General features: G+C 61.3%; 15 protein-coding genes and 1 pseudogene. 11 read left to right on the top strand and 5 right to left on the bottom strand.

All coding sequences use genetic code 11. The features are described 5' to 3' along the window. Positions 1–81: 81 nt before the first annotated feature. From CO660_RS19315 to CO660_RS19275, 8 genes are all read left to right on the top strand, one after another. A complete protein-coding gene (locus CO660_RS19315) occupies positions 82–663 on the top strand; it encodes a dienelactone hydrolase family protein (protein ID WP_097600072.1) in 582 nt (193 codons plus the stop codon). 143 nt (positions 664–806) lie between these two features. Next, positions 807–1814, top strand: coding sequence for an AraC family transcriptional regulator (locus CO660_RS19310; RefSeq protein ID WP_097600071.1), 1008 nt, complete (start codon positions 807–809; stop codon positions 1812–1814). A 208-nt stretch (positions 1815–2022) separates the two neighbouring features. Continuing rightward, on the top strand, positions 2023–3192 hold the full coding sequence (locus CO660_RS19305; protein WP_245421345.1) for an efflux RND transporter periplasmic adaptor subunit: 1170 nt from the start codon (positions 2023–2025) through the stop codon (positions 3190–3192). A 309-nt stretch (positions 3193–3501) separates the two neighbouring features. Next, positions 3502–4206, top strand: coding sequence for an ABC transporter ATP-binding protein (locus CO660_RS19295; protein WP_097600068.1), 705 nt, complete (start codon positions 3502–3504; stop codon positions 4204–4206). After that, positions 4203–5342 (top strand): FtsX-like permease family protein, encoded by a 1140-nt coding sequence (locus CO660_RS19290; protein WP_097600067.1) that lies wholly within the window; start codon positions 4203–4205, stop codon positions 5340–5342. Before CO660_RS19295 ends, CO660_RS19290 begins: the two co-directional genes overlap by 4 nt. A gap of 4 nt (positions 5343–5346) precedes the next feature. Then, positions 5347–6573, top strand: coding sequence for an ABC transporter permease (locus tag CO660_RS19285; protein ID WP_097600066.1), 1227 nt, complete (start codon positions 5347–5349; stop codon positions 6571–6573). 376 nt (positions 6574–6949) lie between these two features. Then, the gene (locus tag CO660_RS19280) at positions 6950–8440 is read left to right on the top strand and encodes a right-handed parallel beta-helix repeat-containing protein (protein WP_097600065.1); all 1491 of its coding nucleotides are present in this window, start codon (positions 6950–6952) and stop codon (positions 8438–8440) included. Positions 8441–8793: 353 nt separating this feature from the next. After that, complete coding sequence (locus CO660_RS19275) at positions 8794–10191, top strand: right-handed parallel beta-helix repeat-containing protein (RefSeq protein ID WP_176536323.1); 1398 nt, start codon at positions 8794–8796, stop codon at positions 10189–10191. A gap of 104 nt (positions 10192–10295) precedes the next feature. On the opposite strand, the gene CO660_RS19270 is transcribed toward CO660_RS19275, so the two are convergent. Together CO660_RS19270 and CO660_RS19265 are read right to left on the bottom strand one after the other, a co-directional pair. Next, positions 10296–11072 carry a protocatechuate 3,4-dioxygenase gene (locus CO660_RS19270; RefSeq protein ID WP_097600063.1) on the bottom strand — a complete coding sequence of 259 codons (777 nt, stop codon included), beginning with the start codon at positions 11070–11072 and terminating at the stop codon, positions 10296–10298. A gap of 121 nt (positions 11073–11193) precedes the next feature. Further along, positions 11194–13095, bottom strand: a complete 1902-nt coding sequence (locus CO660_RS19265; RefSeq protein WP_097600062.1) for a potassium transporter Kup — start codon at positions 13093–13095, stop codon at positions 11194–11196. Positions 13096–13311: 216 nt separating this feature from the next. On the opposite strand from CO660_RS19265, the pseudogene CO660_RS19260 reads away from it, so the two are divergent. Both CO660_RS19260 and CO660_RS19255 read left to right on the top strand, forming a co-directional pair. Then, positions 13312–14867, top strand: a pseudogene (locus CO660_RS19260) (sodium:proton antiporter). A 415-nt stretch (positions 14868–15282) separates the two neighbouring features. Beyond that, on the top strand, positions 15283–15705 hold the full coding sequence (locus CO660_RS19255; protein ID WP_097600061.1) for a TIGR02594 family protein: 423 nt from the start codon (positions 15283–15285) through the stop codon (positions 15703–15705). 100 nt (positions 15706–15805) lie between these two features. Here CO660_RS19255 and CO660_RS19250 read toward each other — a convergent pair whose 3' ends face one another. The 3 genes from CO660_RS19250 to CO660_RS19240 all read right to left on the bottom strand — a co-directional run bounded on the left by CO660_RS19250 (position 15806) and on the right by CO660_RS19240 (position 18904). Further along, positions 15806–16294: a hypothetical protein gene (locus CO660_RS19250; RefSeq protein WP_097600060.1), complete on the bottom strand. Its 489-nt coding sequence runs from the start codon at positions 16292–16294 to the stop codon at positions 15806–15808. A gap of 116 nt (positions 16295–16410) precedes the next feature. Beyond that, complete coding sequence (locus tag CO660_RS19245) at positions 16411–17814, bottom strand: aspartate aminotransferase family protein (RefSeq protein ID WP_097600059.1); 1404 nt, start codon at positions 17812–17814, stop codon at positions 16411–16413. Positions 17815–17980: 166 nt separating this feature from the next. After that, a complete protein-coding gene (locus CO660_RS19240; protein ID WP_097600101.1) occupies positions 17981–18904 on the bottom strand; it encodes a phytanoyl-CoA dioxygenase family protein in 924 nt (307 codons plus the stop codon). A gap of 93 nt (positions 18905–18997) precedes the next feature. On the opposite strand from CO660_RS19240, the gene CO660_RS19235 reads away from it, so the two are divergent. Next, a complete protein-coding gene (locus tag CO660_RS19235; RefSeq protein ID WP_097600058.1) occupies positions 18998–19819 on the top strand; it encodes an AraC family transcriptional regulator in 822 nt (273 codons plus the stop codon). Positions 19820–19927 lie beyond the last annotated feature (108 nt).

The following is a 19927-nucleotide window of genomic DNA, read 5'->3' as shown; positions in this document are numbered from 1 at the left end:
CGAGATGACTGCCGCAGGCCCGGTCTGAACTCCTCTGAACTTTCTTATCGAACGGGCCAACACCTCGACGGGAGACGCCTTATGGCTGAGATCTTGCTGTTCCACCACGCACAAGGGTTGACCCCTGGAGTGCATACCTTCGCAGACGAGATCAGGGCGGCGGGCCACATCGTCCACACGCCTGATCTATTCGATGGACGCACGTTCCATAGCATCGAGGAGGGGCTCGCCTATATCGGCGAGATCGGATTCGACACCATCAGAGAACACGGCGTCCGGCTCGCCGACGAACTGCCTCCCGAACTAGTCTATGTCGGCTTCTCGTTTGGCGTGCTCCCAGCGCAGAAGCTGGCGCAAACACGGCCTGGAGCCCGCGGGGCACTGCTTTTTTATTCCTGCCTGCCGATCAGCGGCGAGTGGGCCTTCGGACCCTGGCCGGAGAGCGTTCCGGTCCAGATCCACGGCATGGACAACGATCCGATCTTCGTCGGCGAGGGTGACATCGATGCCGCCCGCGAAATCGTGGCGAAGGTCACGGACGCGGAGCTTTTCCTCTATCCCGGCGACCAGCACTACTTCGCCGACAGCTCGCTTCCGACATATGACGCGGATGCTACCGCGCTGCTCACTGCACGTGTGCTTGCGTTTCTGGGGCGCGTCTGATCCGACGTTGATGGCCCGCTCGAACCCCGCGACCGCAAATCTAAAATTCCCATATAAAATATGTCCTAAAACATGATGGAGGTCGCGCCGGGCGCCGGACTCGGCAATGATGGCGCCGTTCGTCATTCCGATCTTGGAGTCCCATGATCTTCATTCCGCTTCCCTTCGTCGTTGCTCTCCTGCTGCTCATCCTCTTCGTCGCTGTTCTCAGGCGCGATGAGGAGGTGGCGCCGAACCTGCCTTTTCTGGCGCTGATCCTGGTCTCGGCGCTGCAATCCGCGCTTTCCGGCCTGCGTTGGGGCTATGGTGTGCAGGGCGTGGGGCTGGTTGTGCCCGTGATTGCAGCAGTGGTGCCGCCGCTTGCCTATGGCGGGGTTTCCAGGCTGGTGAGGACGAGCCGGCGGTCGCTTGCTGGGCGGATCGGGCTGCATGCCGTGCCCGCTATCTTCATCCTGCTGCTGGTGACCTTCTGGCGGGATGCGATCGACGTGGCGCTAGTGCTCATCTTCGTCGGTTACGCCGTGGCGATCCTGCTTTTGATGCGCCCGGGGGCGGACGCGCTGCGGCTCGCGCCCTTCGAAGGCGCCGTGCCGGCCTATCGGGCGATCATCTTCGCGGCAGCCGCGCTTTGTCTCTCGGCCGCTGTCGATATTCTTGTCTTCCTCGATTTCATCTCAGCGCATAGCGAGCGGGCGCTGGCACTGATCAGCGTGGGAAATCTCGCCGCCCTCGTTATCCTCGGCATTGCTGCGGCAGCTGCCAGCCGCAGCCGGGTGCCGCCGGAAATAACAGAGGTAGCGCCGAGGTCTGATACCAGTGAGGACAAGGGGACGATCGCGGCGGTCGATGCGCTGATGGAGGCAAAGAAGCTTTATCGCGACGCCAATCTCAACCTCGACCGGCTGGCCCGCAAGGCCGGAATCCCCGCCCGTCAGATCTCGGCAGCGATCAATCGGGCGATGGACAAAAACGTCTCGCAGTATGTCAACGACTACAGAATCGGCGAGGCCTGCCGCCTGCTCTCCGCCACCGAAAAAACGGTGACCGAGGTGATGTTCGAGGTCGGCTTCCAGACCAAGTCGAATTTCAATCGGGAGTTCCGGCGTGTGACCGATATGACGCCGGTGGCTTGGCGGCAGAGGAATAGGTGAGCGGCAATCACCCGCCCTCGTCCTTCGAGGCTCCGGCCTCTGGCCTACGCACCGCAACAACACGGTTGCTGAGGTGCCCCGCAGGGGCCTCGAAGGAAGAGGACGGCCACTGCGCCAATCTTTCCTATCCAAGTACACAATCGCGATCGAGGACCGCCTGAAACATGTTCGAGGTCGCGCCTTTATCGCCGGTGGCCATTCTGTCGGCATGAACACGACATCGGAACATGAACGGCACCTTGCCGCCAGGCTCAGATCGCTTTCGATCGAGCCCGCGGCCTTGGAGACAAAGCCGCCGGAGCGCCGAGCCCGGCGGCTGAGAGCGCCGACGATGCTGGCCCTTGCGGGGGCGGTGTCGCTGGCGGCGGTTTACCGGCCAGATGCGCTCGAGCGGATCGAGGTGGCGCTTGCAAGGCTTGTGGGCGATGACGCAGCGCTACCGGCTGGTGGAGCGGCGTTGCCAATCATGGATTTGCCTGAGCATGCGACGGTTGAAAAAGCCACGCCAAATCAGGACAGCGTCGCACTGAGCAGGGGTACGACCGCGGCAAGCCGCGAGATCACAGGCTCCGGTTATGTCGTGGCGCCCGACATCGCCACCGTCTTTTCCAAATATGCGGGGCGGATCGTCGCCGTCGAGGTCCAGGCGGGCGATCCGGTCGTGGCCGGCCAGGTGCTCGTTCAGCTTGATGATGCCGGCGCACGCTTCGCGCTCCGGGGCGCTTATATAGCAGGGCGGGCGGCGGAACTGGCACTGGAGGCTGGGAATATTACGCTCGTCCAGGCGCGGTCTTCGCTGGATCGTGCAGAGCGGTTGGCTGGGCGCGACGCCATGTCGGGCGAGGCGCTGGAGGCGGCGCGCACCGCGTTCGATACGGCCGGGAATGCCGCGGCACAGGCAAGGCAGGATCTCGAAAAGGCGAAGCTCGATATCGACAGGGCGTGCGAGCAGATGGAGGCGCTGACCGTGCGGGCGCCGATTTCCGGCACCGTGACGCGGCTTGATGCGCATGTCGGCGACACTGTGCTGTCGCGCGAGGATAGCGTGCGGGAGAACGAAAGCCTGCTCACCATCACCGATACCGCAAGCCTGGTCATTGATGCCGATGTGGCCGAGGTCAATATGGCGCTGCTGCACCCGGGGCTCAAAGGCGAGGCCGTGCTTGACGGCTTTCCCGATAAGCCCTTCGCGGTCGAAGTGGCGAAAGTTGCGCCGGTCATTTCCAAGGAGAAGGGCACCGTGACGTTGCGCCTGTCGGCCTCTTCGCCGCCACCGGGCATGCGGCCTGCAATGGCGGCGCGCATTCGGCTGGTGGTGGGCGAGGAGGCGGGTGTTCCTGTTTTTAGAGGCGATCCTGCGGATCGCGCGTCAAGATGAGAATGGCGGATGCCGCGGTTGTCCCCTCCGGGAGGCCTTCTGGCCGGAGAGAGAGGACGCGCCCGCGCAAAGTCTGCGCTTGCTCCCCCTTCTCCCCAGCGGGAAGAAGGTGGCCCGAAGGGTCGGATGAGGGGGCGCACGGCACGCCGTTCATTGCCCTTCGCTTGCGGTCAGCGCACTCGCTCCTCTCGTCGCTCACGCCCTCATCTACCTGCCGGCATCTTCTCCCCGCTGGGGAGAAGGGCATTCACGGCAGCCTCTCCGTCCCTCAAAGCTCGGATTCGTCAAGCAACACCAAGGAGCAGAACCATGACAGGCACCAGAGAACCCTATATCGCCCTTGTCGGCGTCAGCAAGTCCTTCAGAATCGGAGCGGAGACGATTCCGATCTTTTCCGGGCTCGATCTCTTCATTCCGCGCGGCGATTTCGTTGCTGTCATGGGACCCTCTGGTTCCGGGAAATCGACATTGCTCAACATGCTCGGTGGTATCGACAGCCCGGATGCCGGCGAAATCAGGGTCGGCCGCAGCCATCTCGAGCAGATGGGCGAAGGGGCAAGGGCGGTCTGGCGGGCACATGCCATGGGCATCGTCTTCCAGTTTTATAATCTGCTGCCGATGCTGAATGCGGCGGAGAACATCGAGCTGCCGCTGCTGTTGAAGCCGCTCGGCTGCAGGGAGCGACGGGCGCGCGTCGATACGGTCATGGATCTCGTCGGACTTGCGGGCCGGCAGCGGCAGTTTCCGTCGAGCATGTCGGGCGGGCAACAGCAGCGCGTCGGCATTGCCCGTGCCATCGTCACCGATCCCGATCTCATTCTCTGCGACGAGCCGACCGGCGATCTCGATCGCAGATCGGCCGATGACATCCTGGAGATGCTGAGTTTTCTCAATCGCGAGCTTCAGAAGACCATCATCATGGTCACACATGATCCCGAGGCCGCTTCCTTTGCCCGGCGCACGCTGCGTCTCAACAAGGGCGAATTCGTCAGCGAGGAAAGGACGGGCCGATGACCATCTTTCAGCTCATGCGTCGCAATGTCTGGCGCAAGCGGCTGCGCGCCATTTTGCTAATGTTTTCAGTCAGCGTCGCCTTCCTGATCTACGGGCTTACGGCGAGCTTCGTCAGCGGCAGCCAAGGAGCGGCCGGCGCCAGCGACAATCTGCTCGGCGTCTTCAACAAAGCGAGCCGCAGGCTGCCGTTGCCGCTTGCTTATCTCAACCGGATCGCGGCCGACCGGGATGTCGCCGCAGTCGCCTATACCGCACGCATGCGTGGCTACGTCGAGGTCGAAAAGAATGTGGTTGCCGTCAGCGCCGTCGATCCACAGGCGATCGCCGCCGCCAACGGCGACGAGCTCAAACTGACGCCGGAGTTGATCGCGGCATTGGAAGAGGCCGGTGATCGGGTGCTTGTCGGCAGGGCACTGGCGGAAGCCGAGGGCTGGTCGATCGGCCAGCGCATCGGCTTTACCGGTCAGCTTGCCAGGGCTGACGGCAGCCGCAATTGGAGCTTCACGATCGCGGGTTTTTTTGAGGGCGCCGATGCCAGCACCGATACCTATTTCATGCTCGCCCGCTACGACGCCCTCAATGCCGCTCGTGCGCGCGACAAGGATACTGTCGACGCCTTTGTGGTACGTCCGCGCCCAGGCGTGTCACCAAGTGTACTGGCAGCGCGGATCGATGCTCTATTCGCCAATTCGGCGGCGCAGACGAGGACGCAGTCGGAAAAGCAGTTCCTTGAAGCGTTTCTCCGGCAATTCGCTGATATCGGCCTGATCGTGAGCCTCGTCGTGGGGGCGGCCTTTGTCACCATCCTGATGATCGCGGTCAACACTATGCTCTTCGCGGTGAGAGAGCGGCGTTTCGAGATCGGCGTCTTGAAGGTGCTCGGCTTTTCCAGTCCGCGGATTCTCGCGCTCATTCTTGGCGAGACATTGTTTATCTTTCTTGTCGGCGGCGCGGGCGGACTTGTTCTCGCCAAGCTTGCGACGCTTTCCATCGGACCGGAGTTCGGCCTCGTCTTCGGCACGAGCGTGCTTGCGAAATCTCTCGCCATCATGGCAGGGCTCGGCCTGCTGACCGGGCTGTTGCCTGCGGTGATCGCCGTGCGCCTGCCCATCGTCAACGCCTTCAGAACGAGATAATCCAATGTCATCAACGCTCAAGCAGACCTTTCTTATGATCAGAGTCAACCTTGGCAGCTTGCCGCGCCGGCTGTGGATCTCGTTGTCGATGGTGCTGTCGGTCGCTCTCGTCGTGGCGGTGCTCTCAGGTTTCCTGGCGATGGCGCGCGGTTTCGAGGCCGCGCTCGCTGGCGCCGGGTCGGCTGATATCGCCGTCATTCTCGGCGGCGGCACCAACCAGGAGACTGGTTCGGAGGTGCCGGCCGAGGCAATCCGCAGCCTTGCGGCCATGAGCGGCGAGACCGGGATCGCGCGCGACGGCGCGAGCAATCCGGCATTGTCGCGCGAGACCGTCGTTCCCGTCGATGTCAGGCAAGGCGAAGGCGTCGAGCAGACGCTGTCGCTCAGAGGCATGGATCCGGCGGGCCCCGGCTTGCGTGAACGCGCGCGGCTTTCGCGGGGGCGGCTGTTTTCGCAAGGCGCGCGTGAGATCGTCGTCGGTGCCCGCATCGCCGATACTTTTCCGGGTTTCGCAGTTGGCGACACGATCCGCCTTGGCGCGCTCGACTGGAGGATCGTCGGGCATTTCACTTCAGACGGCAGCGCCTTCGAATCCGAGATCTGGGCGGATCTGGAGGCGGTGCAATCGGCTTTCGACCGGCAGGGGCAGGTGCAGAGCCTGCGTGCGCGGCTCAACGGCGAAGGCGATCCCGCAAGAGCACTGGCGGCATTGCGCGATCGGTTGTCGGCCTTGCCTGGCACGCCGCTCGTGGCCGTTTCCGAGATTGAGCTCTACGCCGGCCAGGCCGAGCGCACCGAGAGCCTGATCCGCCTGTTCGGCTGGCCGATCGCGCTGCTGATGGCGATCGGTGCGGCGGCGGGTGCCTTGAATACGATGATGAGTTCGATTTCCGACCGCAGCGTTGAGATCGCTACGCTGCGCCTCCTCGGCTTTGCCCGCCTGCCGGCTTTGGTCGCTACCTGGGTGGAGGCGGTGCTCCTGTCGGTGGCCGGCACCGGCCTCGGTGTCTTGGGCTCCAAGCTCGCTTTCGATGGTTGGCAGGCAAGCACGATGGGCGGCAACACGACCAGGATGGCCTTTCAGCTCGACGTCACTCCCGACGTGGTGTTCACTGCCGGCCTGCTCGGCCTTGCCATCGGCATCCTCGGCGGCGCCCTGCCGGCGATTGCCGCCGCTCGCCTGCCGTTGACTTCGGCGCTGCAGGCGAGGGGAGAAATAGCGCTGAGATGATCACCCGCCCCGTCATTCGAGAGGCCCTCTGGCCTGCTCACGATCGGGGCTGCTTGCTGGCGCTGTGGCTTCATGCGAATCGCAAGCAGAATCACTGCGGTACCGCCTGGAAGGAAGATATCTCGCTGCCCGACGTTCCTCGATTTATTCGCCTCTGAGTCGCTATTTTCCCTGTTTTGGTTGCGGCTTTTCAGCGCCTTATCAGACCGGGGGCCGTTGCCTGTGGAACAAAACCCGTAAACCGGTCGCTGCCGCATTGACAACATCTTCTCGCCTTCTTGCCGTGGACGGTTGCCCCGGCCGCAGGACGATCGGCCGATCCCGGTCGGTCTCAGTGGCGACATAGCGATCCGACGAACAGGGCAACATTGGTGATATGACAATCTACTATGTGAACTCAGCGACTGGCTCCGACCGCAACGGTGGGACGAACCAGAACTCGGCTTTTGCGACTTTGTCCAAAGTGGAATCCTTGGCACTGAAACCAGGCGACAGCGTGCTGCTCGCCAAGGGGAGCGTGTTCAACGAACAATTCGATATCAAATATTCCGGTAGCGCGAGCGCGCCCATCAAGATCGGCAGTTACGGGACGGGGGCGGCACCCGTCATCCATAGCGGCGGCGACGGCATCCACAGCCTCTATGCCTCCAACATCGTTATCGAGAATCTCAAGATATCGAATACCGGCGGTGCTGGTATTTATGGCGGCAGCGTCAAGAACTGGACGGTGCGCGACGTCGAGATCACCAAAACCGGATTGTCGGAAAGCGCAGGTGCGGTCACCTTCCGGAGCAGCAAGAATGTCACGGTCGAAAACAGCAAGATATCGGACGTCAAGAGCGACGGCTTCTGGATCGAGAAAGCCGAAGGTGTCAAACTTCTGAACAACGCCGTTACCAGCGCAAACGGCTCGACGGCAGATGCCGTGCAGATCAACGACAGCAGCAGTATTCTGGTGAAGGGCAATCATCTCGATCAGACCCATGCCAGCAGCCCCAAGGGCGTTATCGCACTGATTGGGGCTACGGATGCCGTGGTCGAGGACAATGTGCTTACCGGCGGCGGCTTTGGTATCAGCGCGCAAACCGGCAAGAACGTCGCGATCCACGACAACGACATCTCGGGATATCATGGTTACGACTGGTCCTTTGCCATTGGCCTCGGCGATCAGGGCGACGCGCGAGACTACGATATCGCCGGCAATCACATCCATGATGGCGCATGGGGCGTGGTCATCACCGCCCCCATCGGCAGCCCCAGCTATGCCCGCACGAATATCGAGGTCCACGACAATGTCTTCGATGACCTGTCTCGGGCGGCGCTGAAGCTCGACAGGCCCGCGTCGGGCTCCTTTTACAACAATATCGTCGAGAGTGGCGTCACGGCCACCAGCATTGCGCGTTCCGTTGCCGACGCGCACACCTTTTCCGTCAGCAACAACCAGACCATCGCCAATGTCGAGACGGTGCTGGCGATCTCGGCTACCAAGGCTGCCGCTACGACGGAAGCGGCCATGGATGCCGCGGTCGTCGCTGCCCATGACAATTTGAAGATCATCACCGACACGGGTGCGGCCCATCACGGCAATCTTCTCGAAAACGACAGCTCAGACAACGGAACCCTGGCGCTCCGCCGCTTCGGCCACGAAACCGTCGGCAAGCACGGACTGACGCTGACGGGCGACTATGGCGTCATCCATGTGGACCGCGATGGCAACTATTCCTACACGCTCGATGAAACGAAGCTCCCCGACCATGATGGACATGTGAGCGAATCCTTCAGTTACGAAATCAATGATGGCAACTCGCATCATAGTGACGCGGATGCGCTGACCGTTTACATCCATATGGATGGCTTGCTGAGCTGAGTCCGAGTGCGAGGAGCGGGTTGATCCCGCCCTCGTGTTCCGAGGCTCCGGCCTTTGGCCGGACGCCTTGGCCGGCGCCTCGTCCTGACCGTCAAGCGGCAGCACGGCGCTTACCGTTCATTCACCTTTTAGTCGTTATTTCCTAGATTATCTTCTCGTAAGTTGTATTATCCAGGGGAGCAGCCTCCGCCAGGCGCTCCTCGGGAATAAGGCAGGCCATGGTCTGCTGGCTGCCGTAACGTAACGGCAATGGAACGCCATGTTGTTGAGCATGGCTTCAGCTCCCGATCGCATCCGATCCACTCGTTGCATCCGAACCAGACGGCTGCGCGACAATGCGAGAACACGGCGATATGACAATTTATTATGTGAATTCAGCGACTGGCTCCAACACCAATGCCGGAACCAGTGCGGACGCGCCCATCGCGTCGTTCTGGGCGGTAGAAAACCTGAAGCTGCAGCCGGGCGACAGCGTACTGCTCGCGGCCGGCACGGTATACAACGACCAGCTCGACTTGAAGTATTCCGGCACCGTCGCTGCCCCGATCACCATCGGCAGCTACGGCGTTGGCGATGCGCCCGTCATCACGAGCCCCAATGACGGCATTCACAGCCTATATGCCTCGAACATCGTCATTGAGAATATCAAGATCTCAGACACTGGTGGCGCGGCCATCTATGGTGGCTATGTCTCAAATTGGACCATTCGGAATGTCGAGGTCGATCACACCGGATTGTCCAAATCCGGCTCTATCACCTTCCGGACCGGCTCAAACCTCACGATTGAAAACAGCACGATCAACGACGTCAATGGCGACGGCATCTGGGTCGAGAAGTTCAACGGTGTCACGCTCCTTAACAGCACCGTCACCAATGCCCACGGTACCACAGCGGATGCCGTCCAGATCAACGACAGCAGCAACATCGTCATAAGCGGCAATTACCTCGACCAGACTGGTGCCATCACTCCTAAAGGCGTGTTGGCGCTCATCCGACCTGCGGATGCTGTTGTTGAAGGCAACACGCTCATCGGCGGCGGATTCGGGATCACTGCGCAAGCCGGCACAAATGTCGCCATCCATGACAACGATATCTCCGGCTATGGCGGCTACAGCTGGTCCTATGCGATCGGCCTCGGCGACCAGGGCGATACGCGAAATTACGAGATCGCTGGAAATTACATCCATGACGGCGCCTGGGGCGTGGCTGTCAGCGCCGCGGGCACGACCACTTATGTCCGCGAGGGTATCGAGATCTACGGCAATCTCTTCGACGACCTGACCCAGGCGGCATTGAAGGTCGACCGGCCGGCATCCGGATCCTTCCATGACAATTTTATCGCGAGCGATGTCACGCCATACAGCATTTCCCCCTCGATCATCGCTGCAGGCACCTTTCCCGTCAGCGATAACACGATCGTCGAAGAAGGTCCTACCACGTTTGCAAGCGCCGACAGCCTCGCCGCCGCGGATGCGAGCGTCAGCCTCGGTGCTCATCATGACAATCCAATCTGGGAAAACGGCATATCGGATGAAACCCTGCTGCTTCGTCACTTCGGCAAGGCTGCTGTCGAAAAGCACGGGTCGACATTTGGCAACGGCGATCACGGCGTCACCATCGAAGCCGACGATCTTGCTGGTCCGGAAAACGGTAGCGAAATTTCACACCATGAGATCACGCCTCAGCCGTTGCATCATTCAGAAGCGGATCCGCTGATCGTCTCTATCCTTCAACACGGCATGCTGCACTGAGGATAGCGGGGAGCATCGCCGCTACGGGGAGAAGCCGTGGCGGCATCAGAGGTCGCCGAGCAGCGTTCGGTGAAAAGGCTCTCTTGTCGCTCGCCGCCATCGGCTCAGGAAGAGAGGCCGATCGTAATCGTGGCGGAAAGCACGCCGCTATCGAGCTTCTCAAAATCGAAGATGTGATCGTTAGCGTCCTGCGGAATGAGGCCGTCATTGTCGTTGCGCGTATCGCGGCGGGGGCGTTCACGATAGTCGGGATGCTCACCATAGATGATGTCACTCAGGGCGTCGTCGAAATAGAGCTGGCTGACGAGAAGCTCCTTGCCGTCTGCGAGGATGCGGCAATGAACATGCGGCGTGCGGCCACTATACCATCCCGGATAGGCGGTCAAAAAACTTGCCTGCCCGGCCTCGTCGGTCAGTTGGCGACCGCGAAATGCGAGCCCGCTGATTGCCTCGGCGTCACCAAGCGTACACATCTTCGCAGCCTCTCGGCCGGAATAGATGCCACGGTGATCGGTATGCCAGATTTCGATATCGGCGTTTTCGACCGGCCGGCAGTCGGCGGCATGGACGATACGGAGGGCCAGCCGCAACGGCAGTCCGGCTTCTCCTTCAGAGATGTCTTGGCGGGCCGGGACGTCGTTGACATGGCAGGGGCCACGGGTCTGGGCCAGGGTCACGACGCAATTCGGGCGAGTGCGGAAGAGCGGCGCGGGCAGCTTTTCCAAGGCGACAGACTTGGTGCCGCCGCTCAGAAAATCAGTGCCCTTCCAGTCGAATGTCCTGGCTGCCGCCGCGGCATGCCGCCGCGGCCAGATTGCCGTCGCAACAACCGAGGATGCGGCAATCGCGGCGCCGCCAAGTACAAGAGTGCGCCTCTTCATATGTCCTCCTTTGTCTCAAGACCTGGCGTGTAAGGGGGATAGGCCGGCACTTCTAGTTAAATCCCGGCAATGATCAAGGTGACGAGGCTGTCGGCGCGCAGCAGGGCGATGCCATCAGACCTTAGATGGCAACCTGTTCGCCAAGCTCGACAACGCGGTTTGACGGCAGGTTGAAATAGTCGGAGGGATCGATGGCAAAGCCTTCCAGCGCCATGAATATGCGTTCCTGCCAGCCGGGCAGGCCGGTGTTCGGCGTCCTGACGAGGTTGCGGCGGCCGAGATAGAAGGACGTTTTCATGATCTCGAACTTGAAACCTCCTTCTCTACAGAGCGCCAGCGCCCTGGTGACATCAGGATCGTCCATGAAGCCGAAAGTGATATCGAGACGCACGAAACGCGGCGAGAGTTGGCTTATCTTGATGCGCCTGTTGTCGGGAACATAGGGTTCGTCCTCGGTCCAGACAGTCAGGATGACGTTCTGTTCGTGCAGCACATGATTGTGCTTGAGATTGTGGAGCAGAACGTTCGGCGTCCGGTCTGGCACGCTGGTAAGAAAAACCGCCGTTCCCGGAACGGTAACCGGTGAATGATCCGACTTCCGCTCGATCGACCGGATGAAGGAATCGAGCGGAATTTCGTTGTTGGCCCGCAGTCTCTTGAGGTAGGCTTGCCCCCGGGTCCAAGTCCACATCAAAATCATGATTGCCAGCGCCAGGGCGACCGGAACCCAGCCGCCATCGTGGATCTTCAGCAGATTGGCTGCCAGGAACAAGACTTCGATAATGAAGAGCGGCAGCAGCAGCATGGCGGCGAGCATGAGCGAGTAGCCCCAGACAGCCCGCAGGAATTGGAAGGACAGCATGGTCGAGATGACCATGGTTCCAGTCACCGAGATACCGTAGGCAGTCGCCAGCGACTCCGAGTCGCCAAAGGAAAAGATCAGCATCAGCACGCCGACCAGCAGGAGGAGATTGACGCTCGGTACGTAGATTTGGCCCGTGTTGGTCTCGGACGTGAATTTGATCCGCAGCCTCGGCAGGAAGCCGAGATGAACCGCCGAGCGGGCGAGAGAAAAAGCGCCGGTGATGACGGCCTGGCTGGCGATGATCGTCGCCATCGTCGCCAGTATGACAACTGGCAACAGGATCCAATCCGGATACATCAGAAAGAATGGGTTGGTGGCCGTTTCGGGATGGGCGAGAACGAGCGCGCCCTGGCCGATATAGTTCAGAAGCAATGCAGGAAAGACGAGTACGAACCACGCCGTCTGGATGGGGCGGCGGCCGAAATGCCCGAGATCGGCATAGAGCGCTTCGGCACCCGTCACCGTCAGAAAAACGGCGCCGAGCACGATGAGGCCGACCGTGCCTGCATGAGCGAGGAACGAAAGCGCATTGATCGGATTGAGGGCGGCCAGAATCCGCCAGTCGTCGCCGATATGGATCAAGCCGCCGGCAGCCATGGCCAGAAACCATAAGACCGTTATCGGCCCGAAAAACATGGAGACAGCTGCAGTCCCCCTCGACTGCGCGGCAAAGAGAACGATCATGATCGCAGCCGAGGCGAGCGGGACATAATCGGCAAAGGTCGGCGTGACCAGCTTCAGACCTTCGAGCGCTGACATGACCGAGAGGGCAGGCGTGATCATTGCATCGCCGATGAAGAGGGCTGCCCCGATCAGCCCGGCGAAGAACAGGACCGGCACGTTTCGTCCCATCTTCTTCATCAGGAGGGCAAGAAGCGAGAGGGTACCACCTTCGCCGTCATTGTCCGCCCTGAGAAGGAACAGCACATATTTGAAAGTCACGATAACGGTTAGCGTCCAGACCATCAGAGAGATCAGGCCGATCACTTCCGGCTCGTGTATGCCATCGGCAGCAAAAGGCCTGAGCGCCTCGCGAAAGGCGTAGAGCGGGCTGGTGCCGATATCGCCATATACGACGCCGACTGCACCGACGACCAATCCGACAAAGCCGCTCCGACTGCCGAGGTCACTGCTCTTGTCCGCATGTGTTGAAGTCATGTTTCCCCGCTCACGCCTCTTGCTTACAGACAGAAACATATGCCGCATTGGAGAAGGGCAAGTAAATTCGTGTCGGTGCAATCTTTTCGTGGCGAAGCGAAGCATGACTGTCGGCCCCGACATGCCTGCCGCGAGGAGTTCGGAATGAAGCGATTTCGGCCCGGAAAATAATATAGTAGGCATTCGAAATCAGTTTTTAGGCAGGGGGCGAGTGAGATGGAACCCACTCAATTGTTCGAGCTGGTCATTGCGATGTTTCTCGCGATCATCGCGCTGCATTACGCTGCTCACAGGCTGGGTTTGCCACCGTCCGTTGCGCTGCTGGCCGGCGGCGCTCTGCTGGCCTTCGTGCCGGGGCTACCGGCGATCACCGTAGATCCCGGGCTGGTGCTTGTCATCTTCCTGCCACCGCTCTTGATGGACGGCGCCTGGGCCATTGCTCTCGTGCGGCTGCGGCGCCATATGATCGGCATTGCCTCGCTCGCCGTCGGAGCAGTGTTCTTCACCTGTGCCGTCGTGGCCGTCGTGACCCATCTTCTCTTTCCGTCACTTCCCTGGGCCGCCTGTGCAGCACTTGGCGCGATCGTTGCACCGCCGGATGCGGTGTCGGCCCGCGCCCTGCTGGAGCGCGTCAGGCTGCCGCGGCGGCTGCAGATTCTGCTGGAAGGCGAGAGCTTGCTGAACGATGCGAGCGGTCTGGTTCTATTTCGAGTTTCAGCGCGATGGAGGCGGCTGCCAGCTTCCTTGTGCTGGCGCTCGGCGGCATGGTCGTCGGCGTCGTTGTCGGAACGGTGTGGGTGAAATTCGTCCGGTGCCTGGGCGACGAATATCTCATCATCGCCGCCACTGTGCTGCTCGCCTGGATTTCCTATCTGCTCGGCGAATTGCTGCACGTTTCCGGCGTCATTGCCACGGTTACCACGGGTCTGATCGCTTCCTGGCACCAGCACACCGTATTCTCGGCCGCAACGCGCATGCGAGGCACGTCGTTCTGGACTGTGATGATCTTCCTGATGGAAGCTTCTGTTTTCACATTGATCGGGCTGTCGCTGCGCGATGTCGTCGAGCGCGGCGGCGGTTTCGCCACAGTGATTGCCACCATGGGACTGCCGATGCTGGCGATCCTCGTCACGCTCGTGATCGCCCGCTTTGCATGGGTCTTCGCCTCAGATATCGTCATCCGGCTTTGTGCTCCGCTGGGGTTCAAATGCGCCAAGCCGCTGGGCGCCGGCGGCGCCACCGTCCTCAGCTGGGCCGGCGTGCGGGGCGTGGTGACGCTTGCCCTGGCGCTCAGCCTGCCAGAAGAATTCCCCGGCCGCGACTTCATCCTCGCAACATCATTTGCCGTCATTGTTGGAACCGTGCTCGTCCAGGGAACGAGTTTGGGGCGGATTATTGCCTGGGCGCGGCTGGTGGAGCCGGAGACGGAAAGGGCGCGTCTCACAATGAGTCAGGCCGAAGCCGCCATGGCGCAGGCGCAGCTTGGAACCGTCCAAAACCTGGCATACGACCCTGAGGGAAATCTCATCCACCCGCAATTGCTGGAGCGATACCAACGCCGAGCCACCGCTATCGTCGATTACGCCGCGAGAACGGAACATTATATCCCGATGCTCCACGCCCATTTTGATGTTGTTCTCGAGGCGGTTGCGACCGGCCGTCGGGAACTCATTCGGCTCCACCGCGCCGGTGATATCGACGACGAGACGCTGGAGGAGCTGGAACGGGATCTCGATCTGGAGGAGTTGAGCGCGATTTCAGCTAAAGCCTGAGTTTGCGATCGAGTCAGATCGAAGACGGCCGGTAAAAATACGCACTGCATTCGAAGTATTCGATGCGATCCTGGAAATATAAATCCCATCGTAACTAATGCCGTTCCACCGGATCGTTGCGAGATTCCGGCGGATTGTTCCGCTTCGGCTCCCATATGGCATCGGGTTTTCGTCACCCCCAACATCGAATTCTCCATTTGTCGACTTCGCCAGCTGAGTGTTTGGAGATTGCCAATATTCGTCCGTTTTGCGGGTACCGTCGCCGGTCGCCTAAGTTTTATTTCTTTAATACAGGAAAAAATACGCGGTCAAATTGCTTCTAATTGCGGCCATGATTCAAATATACGTTCCAGCCGCGATTTTTTCTTCGCCACATTTCGGATGTTTGAAATTATCCAAACAATGGTGAGAAACAATGAAAATTATTCTCGTCCTAGCCCTCACGGTTTTTGCCGTGCCATGTGAGGCCGACATGCTCGTCACGGCTTCGAAATATAATCGCATGCACGAACGTTCTATTTCATTTCTCAGCATCAATCCCCGCAGAACGTCGTGGTGCGGAGCATTCCTCGCCTTTGTCGCCAAACGATCGTCACGCCAGCCGCCGCCCAATCCCAATATGGCAGTTTCCTGGAAAAGCTTCGGCAAACCTGTCTTCTTTCGTTCGGCAAGGCGGGGAGATGTCGTTGTGATCCGAAGCGGCAGGCGGTTCCATGTCAGCCTGTTCGATCACTTCGATCAGCGGCGCCAGTACGTCTATCTCTTCGGCGGCAACCAATCCAACCGCGTCCAGCTGTCACGCTACCGCGCCAGTTCGGTCGTTGCCGTTCGACGATGAAGCCGTTGGCACCTGGCCCAACGGTCGGCCCTGGTGCTGAGGTTTGGAGGCTGCGCCTCGAAGGAGGGGCGGCTTATCGTTGGAATCGGCGCACCGATCGTCAATCAATCCCGTCCAACGCACATAGCACGCCATCGATGGGGATGGAGGCCAGCCTTTCGCGCGTGATGTCGAATCGCCAGGCTTTGACCAGATTCTCGGATCGATAAGAGCCATCTGGCTGTTCCGCCATCCTGCCGAGTGCAAAGATGGCGGCATCAGGAAACCGCCCCGATGAGCAAAAGGCCGGCTGCAGAAGTTCGTGGTGGGGGCTCGGCTTTGAGATCGTTACCTGGTCAATCACGGTCCAGACGGGGAGACTTCCATTCATGCCGGTCTGGCGTCGAAGCACCAGCAAAAGCTTTGCGCCGCATTTTAGCTCGGCTGCCGCATAGGCTGGGCCTCCGACCATTCCTGGTAGTACCGTTCCGCCGATCTCCACGCAGCCCTTCGCAGGAGGAGGCGTCGATTTTCCACGCGCCTCACTGGCATCGCCGGTGGCTGGAATCAGCGTGAGAAGAGCGGCAATCGCGGGGAGATATCGAGACATGGGAACCGTTGAGGACACGTGGCGAGGGAGGGGCTGGTTGAATTCTCAGTGCTGAAGTGAGGACCGTATTACTGCTCGGGAAGGCGTCAATGGCTGAGGTTGCAAGTGGAACAAGGTCAGTCGCGGCTGACACTGCGGAAGGCAGCGATGATGCTGTCGGCGGCCAGCCGGGCTTCGTCTGCGTTCGTCTGGAAATTAGTGACGGAGAGCCGCATAACGTCGCGGCCGCGCCATTTGGCGCCGCCGGCGAAGAGGGTGGCGTCTTCACAGATCTTTGCGATGGTCTTGCGGGTGATCGCGTCGCTTTGATCGTCCGGGCTGTCGGCGGCGAAGCGGAGGATCAGCTGGTTCAGCGTGATCTCGTTCAGGATGGTGATGCCGGGTTCACGCTGGAGGTACTCGGCCAGCAGGCGGGCCGACGCGCAACATTGGTCGATGAGGGCGGCGATGCCGTCGCGGCCGAGATGTTTCAACATCGCCCAGGTGGCGAAGCCGCGGGCGCGCCGGGAAAGCTCCGGCACGTAATGGGAGGGGTCGCGCTCGCCCTCTGCTGCGAATGGCAGATAGCTGGCGGCGATCGTCATGGCGCGGCGGTGGGCAAGCTCGCTGCGCACGATCGCATAGCCGCAGTCATAGGGCGTTTGCAGCCATTTGTGGCCGTCCGTCGCCCAGCTATCGGCCGCCTCGATGCCGCGGCTGAGGTGGCTGAATTTCTCCGAAGCCTGCGCCCAGAGGCCGAAGGCGCCGTCAACATGCACCCAGGCGCCTTTTTCCTTCAGCGCCGGGGTCAGGCGGATGAAGTCGTCGAAAGCGCCAGTATTAATCTGCCCGGCCTGGAGAATGGCGATGCAGGGGCTGCTGACCGGGGCAAGCGCGTCGCTGAGTACAGCCGGATCGATCCGGCCCATTGGATCGGTCGGCAGGCGCAGCACGCGGTCATGGCCGAGGCCGAGGAATTGAAGCGCCGAGAAGACCGTCGTGTGGGCGTCGTCGCCGATCAGCACGGTGATCTCGGGCGCGCCGAACAGGCCTTTTGCGTCCGCATCCCAGCCAGCCTTGCGCAGCACCTCGCCGCGGGCAGCGGCAAGGCAGGTGAAATTGGCGACCGTGGCTCCCGTGACGAAGCCGACAGAGCTTTCGGCCGGCAGCTTCAGGATGTCGAGAAGCCATCTCGCCGAGACCGTTTCGACTGCGGCCGCCGCCGGGGCGGCGACGTGGTTTCCGGCATTCTGGCCCCAGGCGCTGGTCAGGAAGTCGGCCGCCACGCCGACCGGATGAGAGCCGCCGATGACCCAGCCAAAGAAGCGTGGGCCCGTGGTGAAATGCAGGCCGGGCTCCGCGTTCGCGGCGAGCTGCCTGATGACATCGGCCATATCGGCGCCGGCCGCCGGCAGCGGCTCGTCGAAGGTGGCGAGCGAAGCGGCATAGTTGTGCCGGGGCACATGACGGGCCGGCGCGCGCTCACGAAACCCGGCTGCAAGCCGCGCGGCTTCCTGAAACAGAGATGCGATTGCCGACATGCGATCCCCCTCCGCCGGACGCCCGCCCGTCACTGGGGACCGCCTCCAGGCAAGCTGCCGGCGCCGGCAAGTCTATCCGATATCGCCGTCGCTGTCTTGGTTCGCGAAGAATTGATCCAGGCCGGGTTTGGCTTCGGCTGAAGCGTTGCGCCGCGGGGCCAAAGGCTTACAGCATATCCCCAAGGCTCCAGTGGTTGCTCCAGCGGGCATCGATTTCGTCGTCGACGTTCTGGTAGCGGATGTCGGTGGAGAGGCGCAGCCGCCGGGTGCGGTCTTCGTTGTTCGTGGCGGCGTGGATTATGTAGGGGGAGTGCAGCACGACGTCGCCAGCCTCGTAATCGGCGGCGAGCCAGCGGGCGTTGAAGCGCTCGGCTATATCAGGCAGGTCCTTGGAGATCCAGCCGCCTTCGGCCATGTGACTGTTATAGGCGCTGATCCGCTCTTCCGGCGAGAGAGTGCCGCTGTTCGCCTGGAATTCCGCCTCCATCCTGCGGCCGAGCGCATGCGAGCCTTCGAGATAGACGAGGCCGCCCATTTCGGCGGGGATGTCGCCGATCGGGATCCAGGCGGTGACGAGCCGGCTGGTGCCGCCGCGGAGGTAAACGAGATCGTAGTGGGCGGGGGTCGCCACCGCCGTGCCGGGTTGGACATAACGCATCAGCTTGCGTTTATGGAGATAGGAGATGCCCTGGAGGAAGGCGTCCATGAAGCGAACGAGCCGCGGCTGGGCGCAGAAGCCTTCATAGGCGGCGGAGCGGACGATCGACATTAGGCGGCGGTTGGCGAGGTTCCAGTCGAAGCCTTCGGCGGCCGCGATGCCAAGTGCGAAATCATGGCCGGGCGCCAGCAGGCCGGTTTCGGCGAGGTGGGCGAAGACCCAGCGGCGGAAATCGATCACTTCGGCGCGCGGCAGAAGGCCCTTCAGCCAGACATAACCATCCTCCTCATAGCGGTGGCGGATGGCCTCGACGCCTATGGCAGGATCGGTCTGCGTCAGCAGGCCGAGCCTTTCTGCAGGGATTGTCTTGCCACGGGCGGCGAGGGGCGATTGCATCACTTCCATCCCGGCAGCATTCGCGACAATTGACATTTCATTCATCCTTGCTTTGACTTACCTGCCTCCAGCTTGTCGGTTGCGCGGGCCGATCGCCATGGAGGAAAGCTGCAGCTGGATTTTTCGCTCATGAGAGAAGCAGAGGCCATCTATCGATCTCCCCTTGCCGCGGCCGGCGGGCTTGCTGTGACGGGCAGCGGCAGGCAGCATGCGCGCCATGCCGTGAAGGACAGGAGGCTGCCGAACTTTGCGGCCGTGCTGGTGGAGCGCGGGCGGGGGTTTCTCGAAACCGCTGCGGGCGGGCGCCAACCCGTGGAGGGGCCGGCGCTCTTCTGGTTGTTTCCGAACCGCCCGCATTCCTATGGGCCTGACGAAGCTGGATGGGACGAGCGCTGGGCCCTGTTTGAAGGTTCGTTCACGCGGGATTTCGTGCGGATGCGGCTGATTGGCGAGCGTCATCCCCTCGTGACGCTGCGCCATCTCGAGGAGGTGGTGCGGCTCTTCGCGCGGCTGCATGCCGATCTCGTCGACGACAGCCATCTAGGACAGGCCTCGGCGGCATTGGCGCTCCATCGCATCGTCATCACCGCCGCGCGGCAGGCGAGCGCTGCCGCAGGTCGCGAAGGCGAGGGTGCGTCCGCCGATCTCGTCGAGACGCTGCGGGGCAGGGCGCTGCAGCCGCTCGACCTTGCCTCGTTTGCCTCCGAGCACGGCATGTCGCCGGCCACGCTGCGGCGTAAATTCATAGCCGAAACGGGCATGCCGCCAAAGGACTTCCAGCTTCGAGCGCGTATGGACCAGGCCAAGCAACTGCTCGCCATGTCAGACGAGAAGATCGAAACCATCGCAGCCATGGTCGGTATCGAAGACCCGTTCTATTTCTCTCGCGTCTTTCGTGAGCGCGAGGGCTGCAGCCCCCGTGAATTCCGGATGCGATATAAGCGAGGTTGAGCTGTTGCAGTATGGATCGCGGTCTTTGCTGCGATCTTGAACAAATCAAGCATTACGTGAACAAAAAGACGATTTTCTCCAATAAATGTTGATTTTATGCCGGCTGTT

Origin of the sequence: Rhizobium sp. L9, from assembly GCF_002531885.1 — a bacterium.
GTDB lineage: Bacteria > Pseudomonadota > Alphaproteobacteria > Rhizobiales > Rhizobiaceae > Rhizobium.
This window is presented reverse-complemented; position numbering and strand designations above follow the sequence as displayed.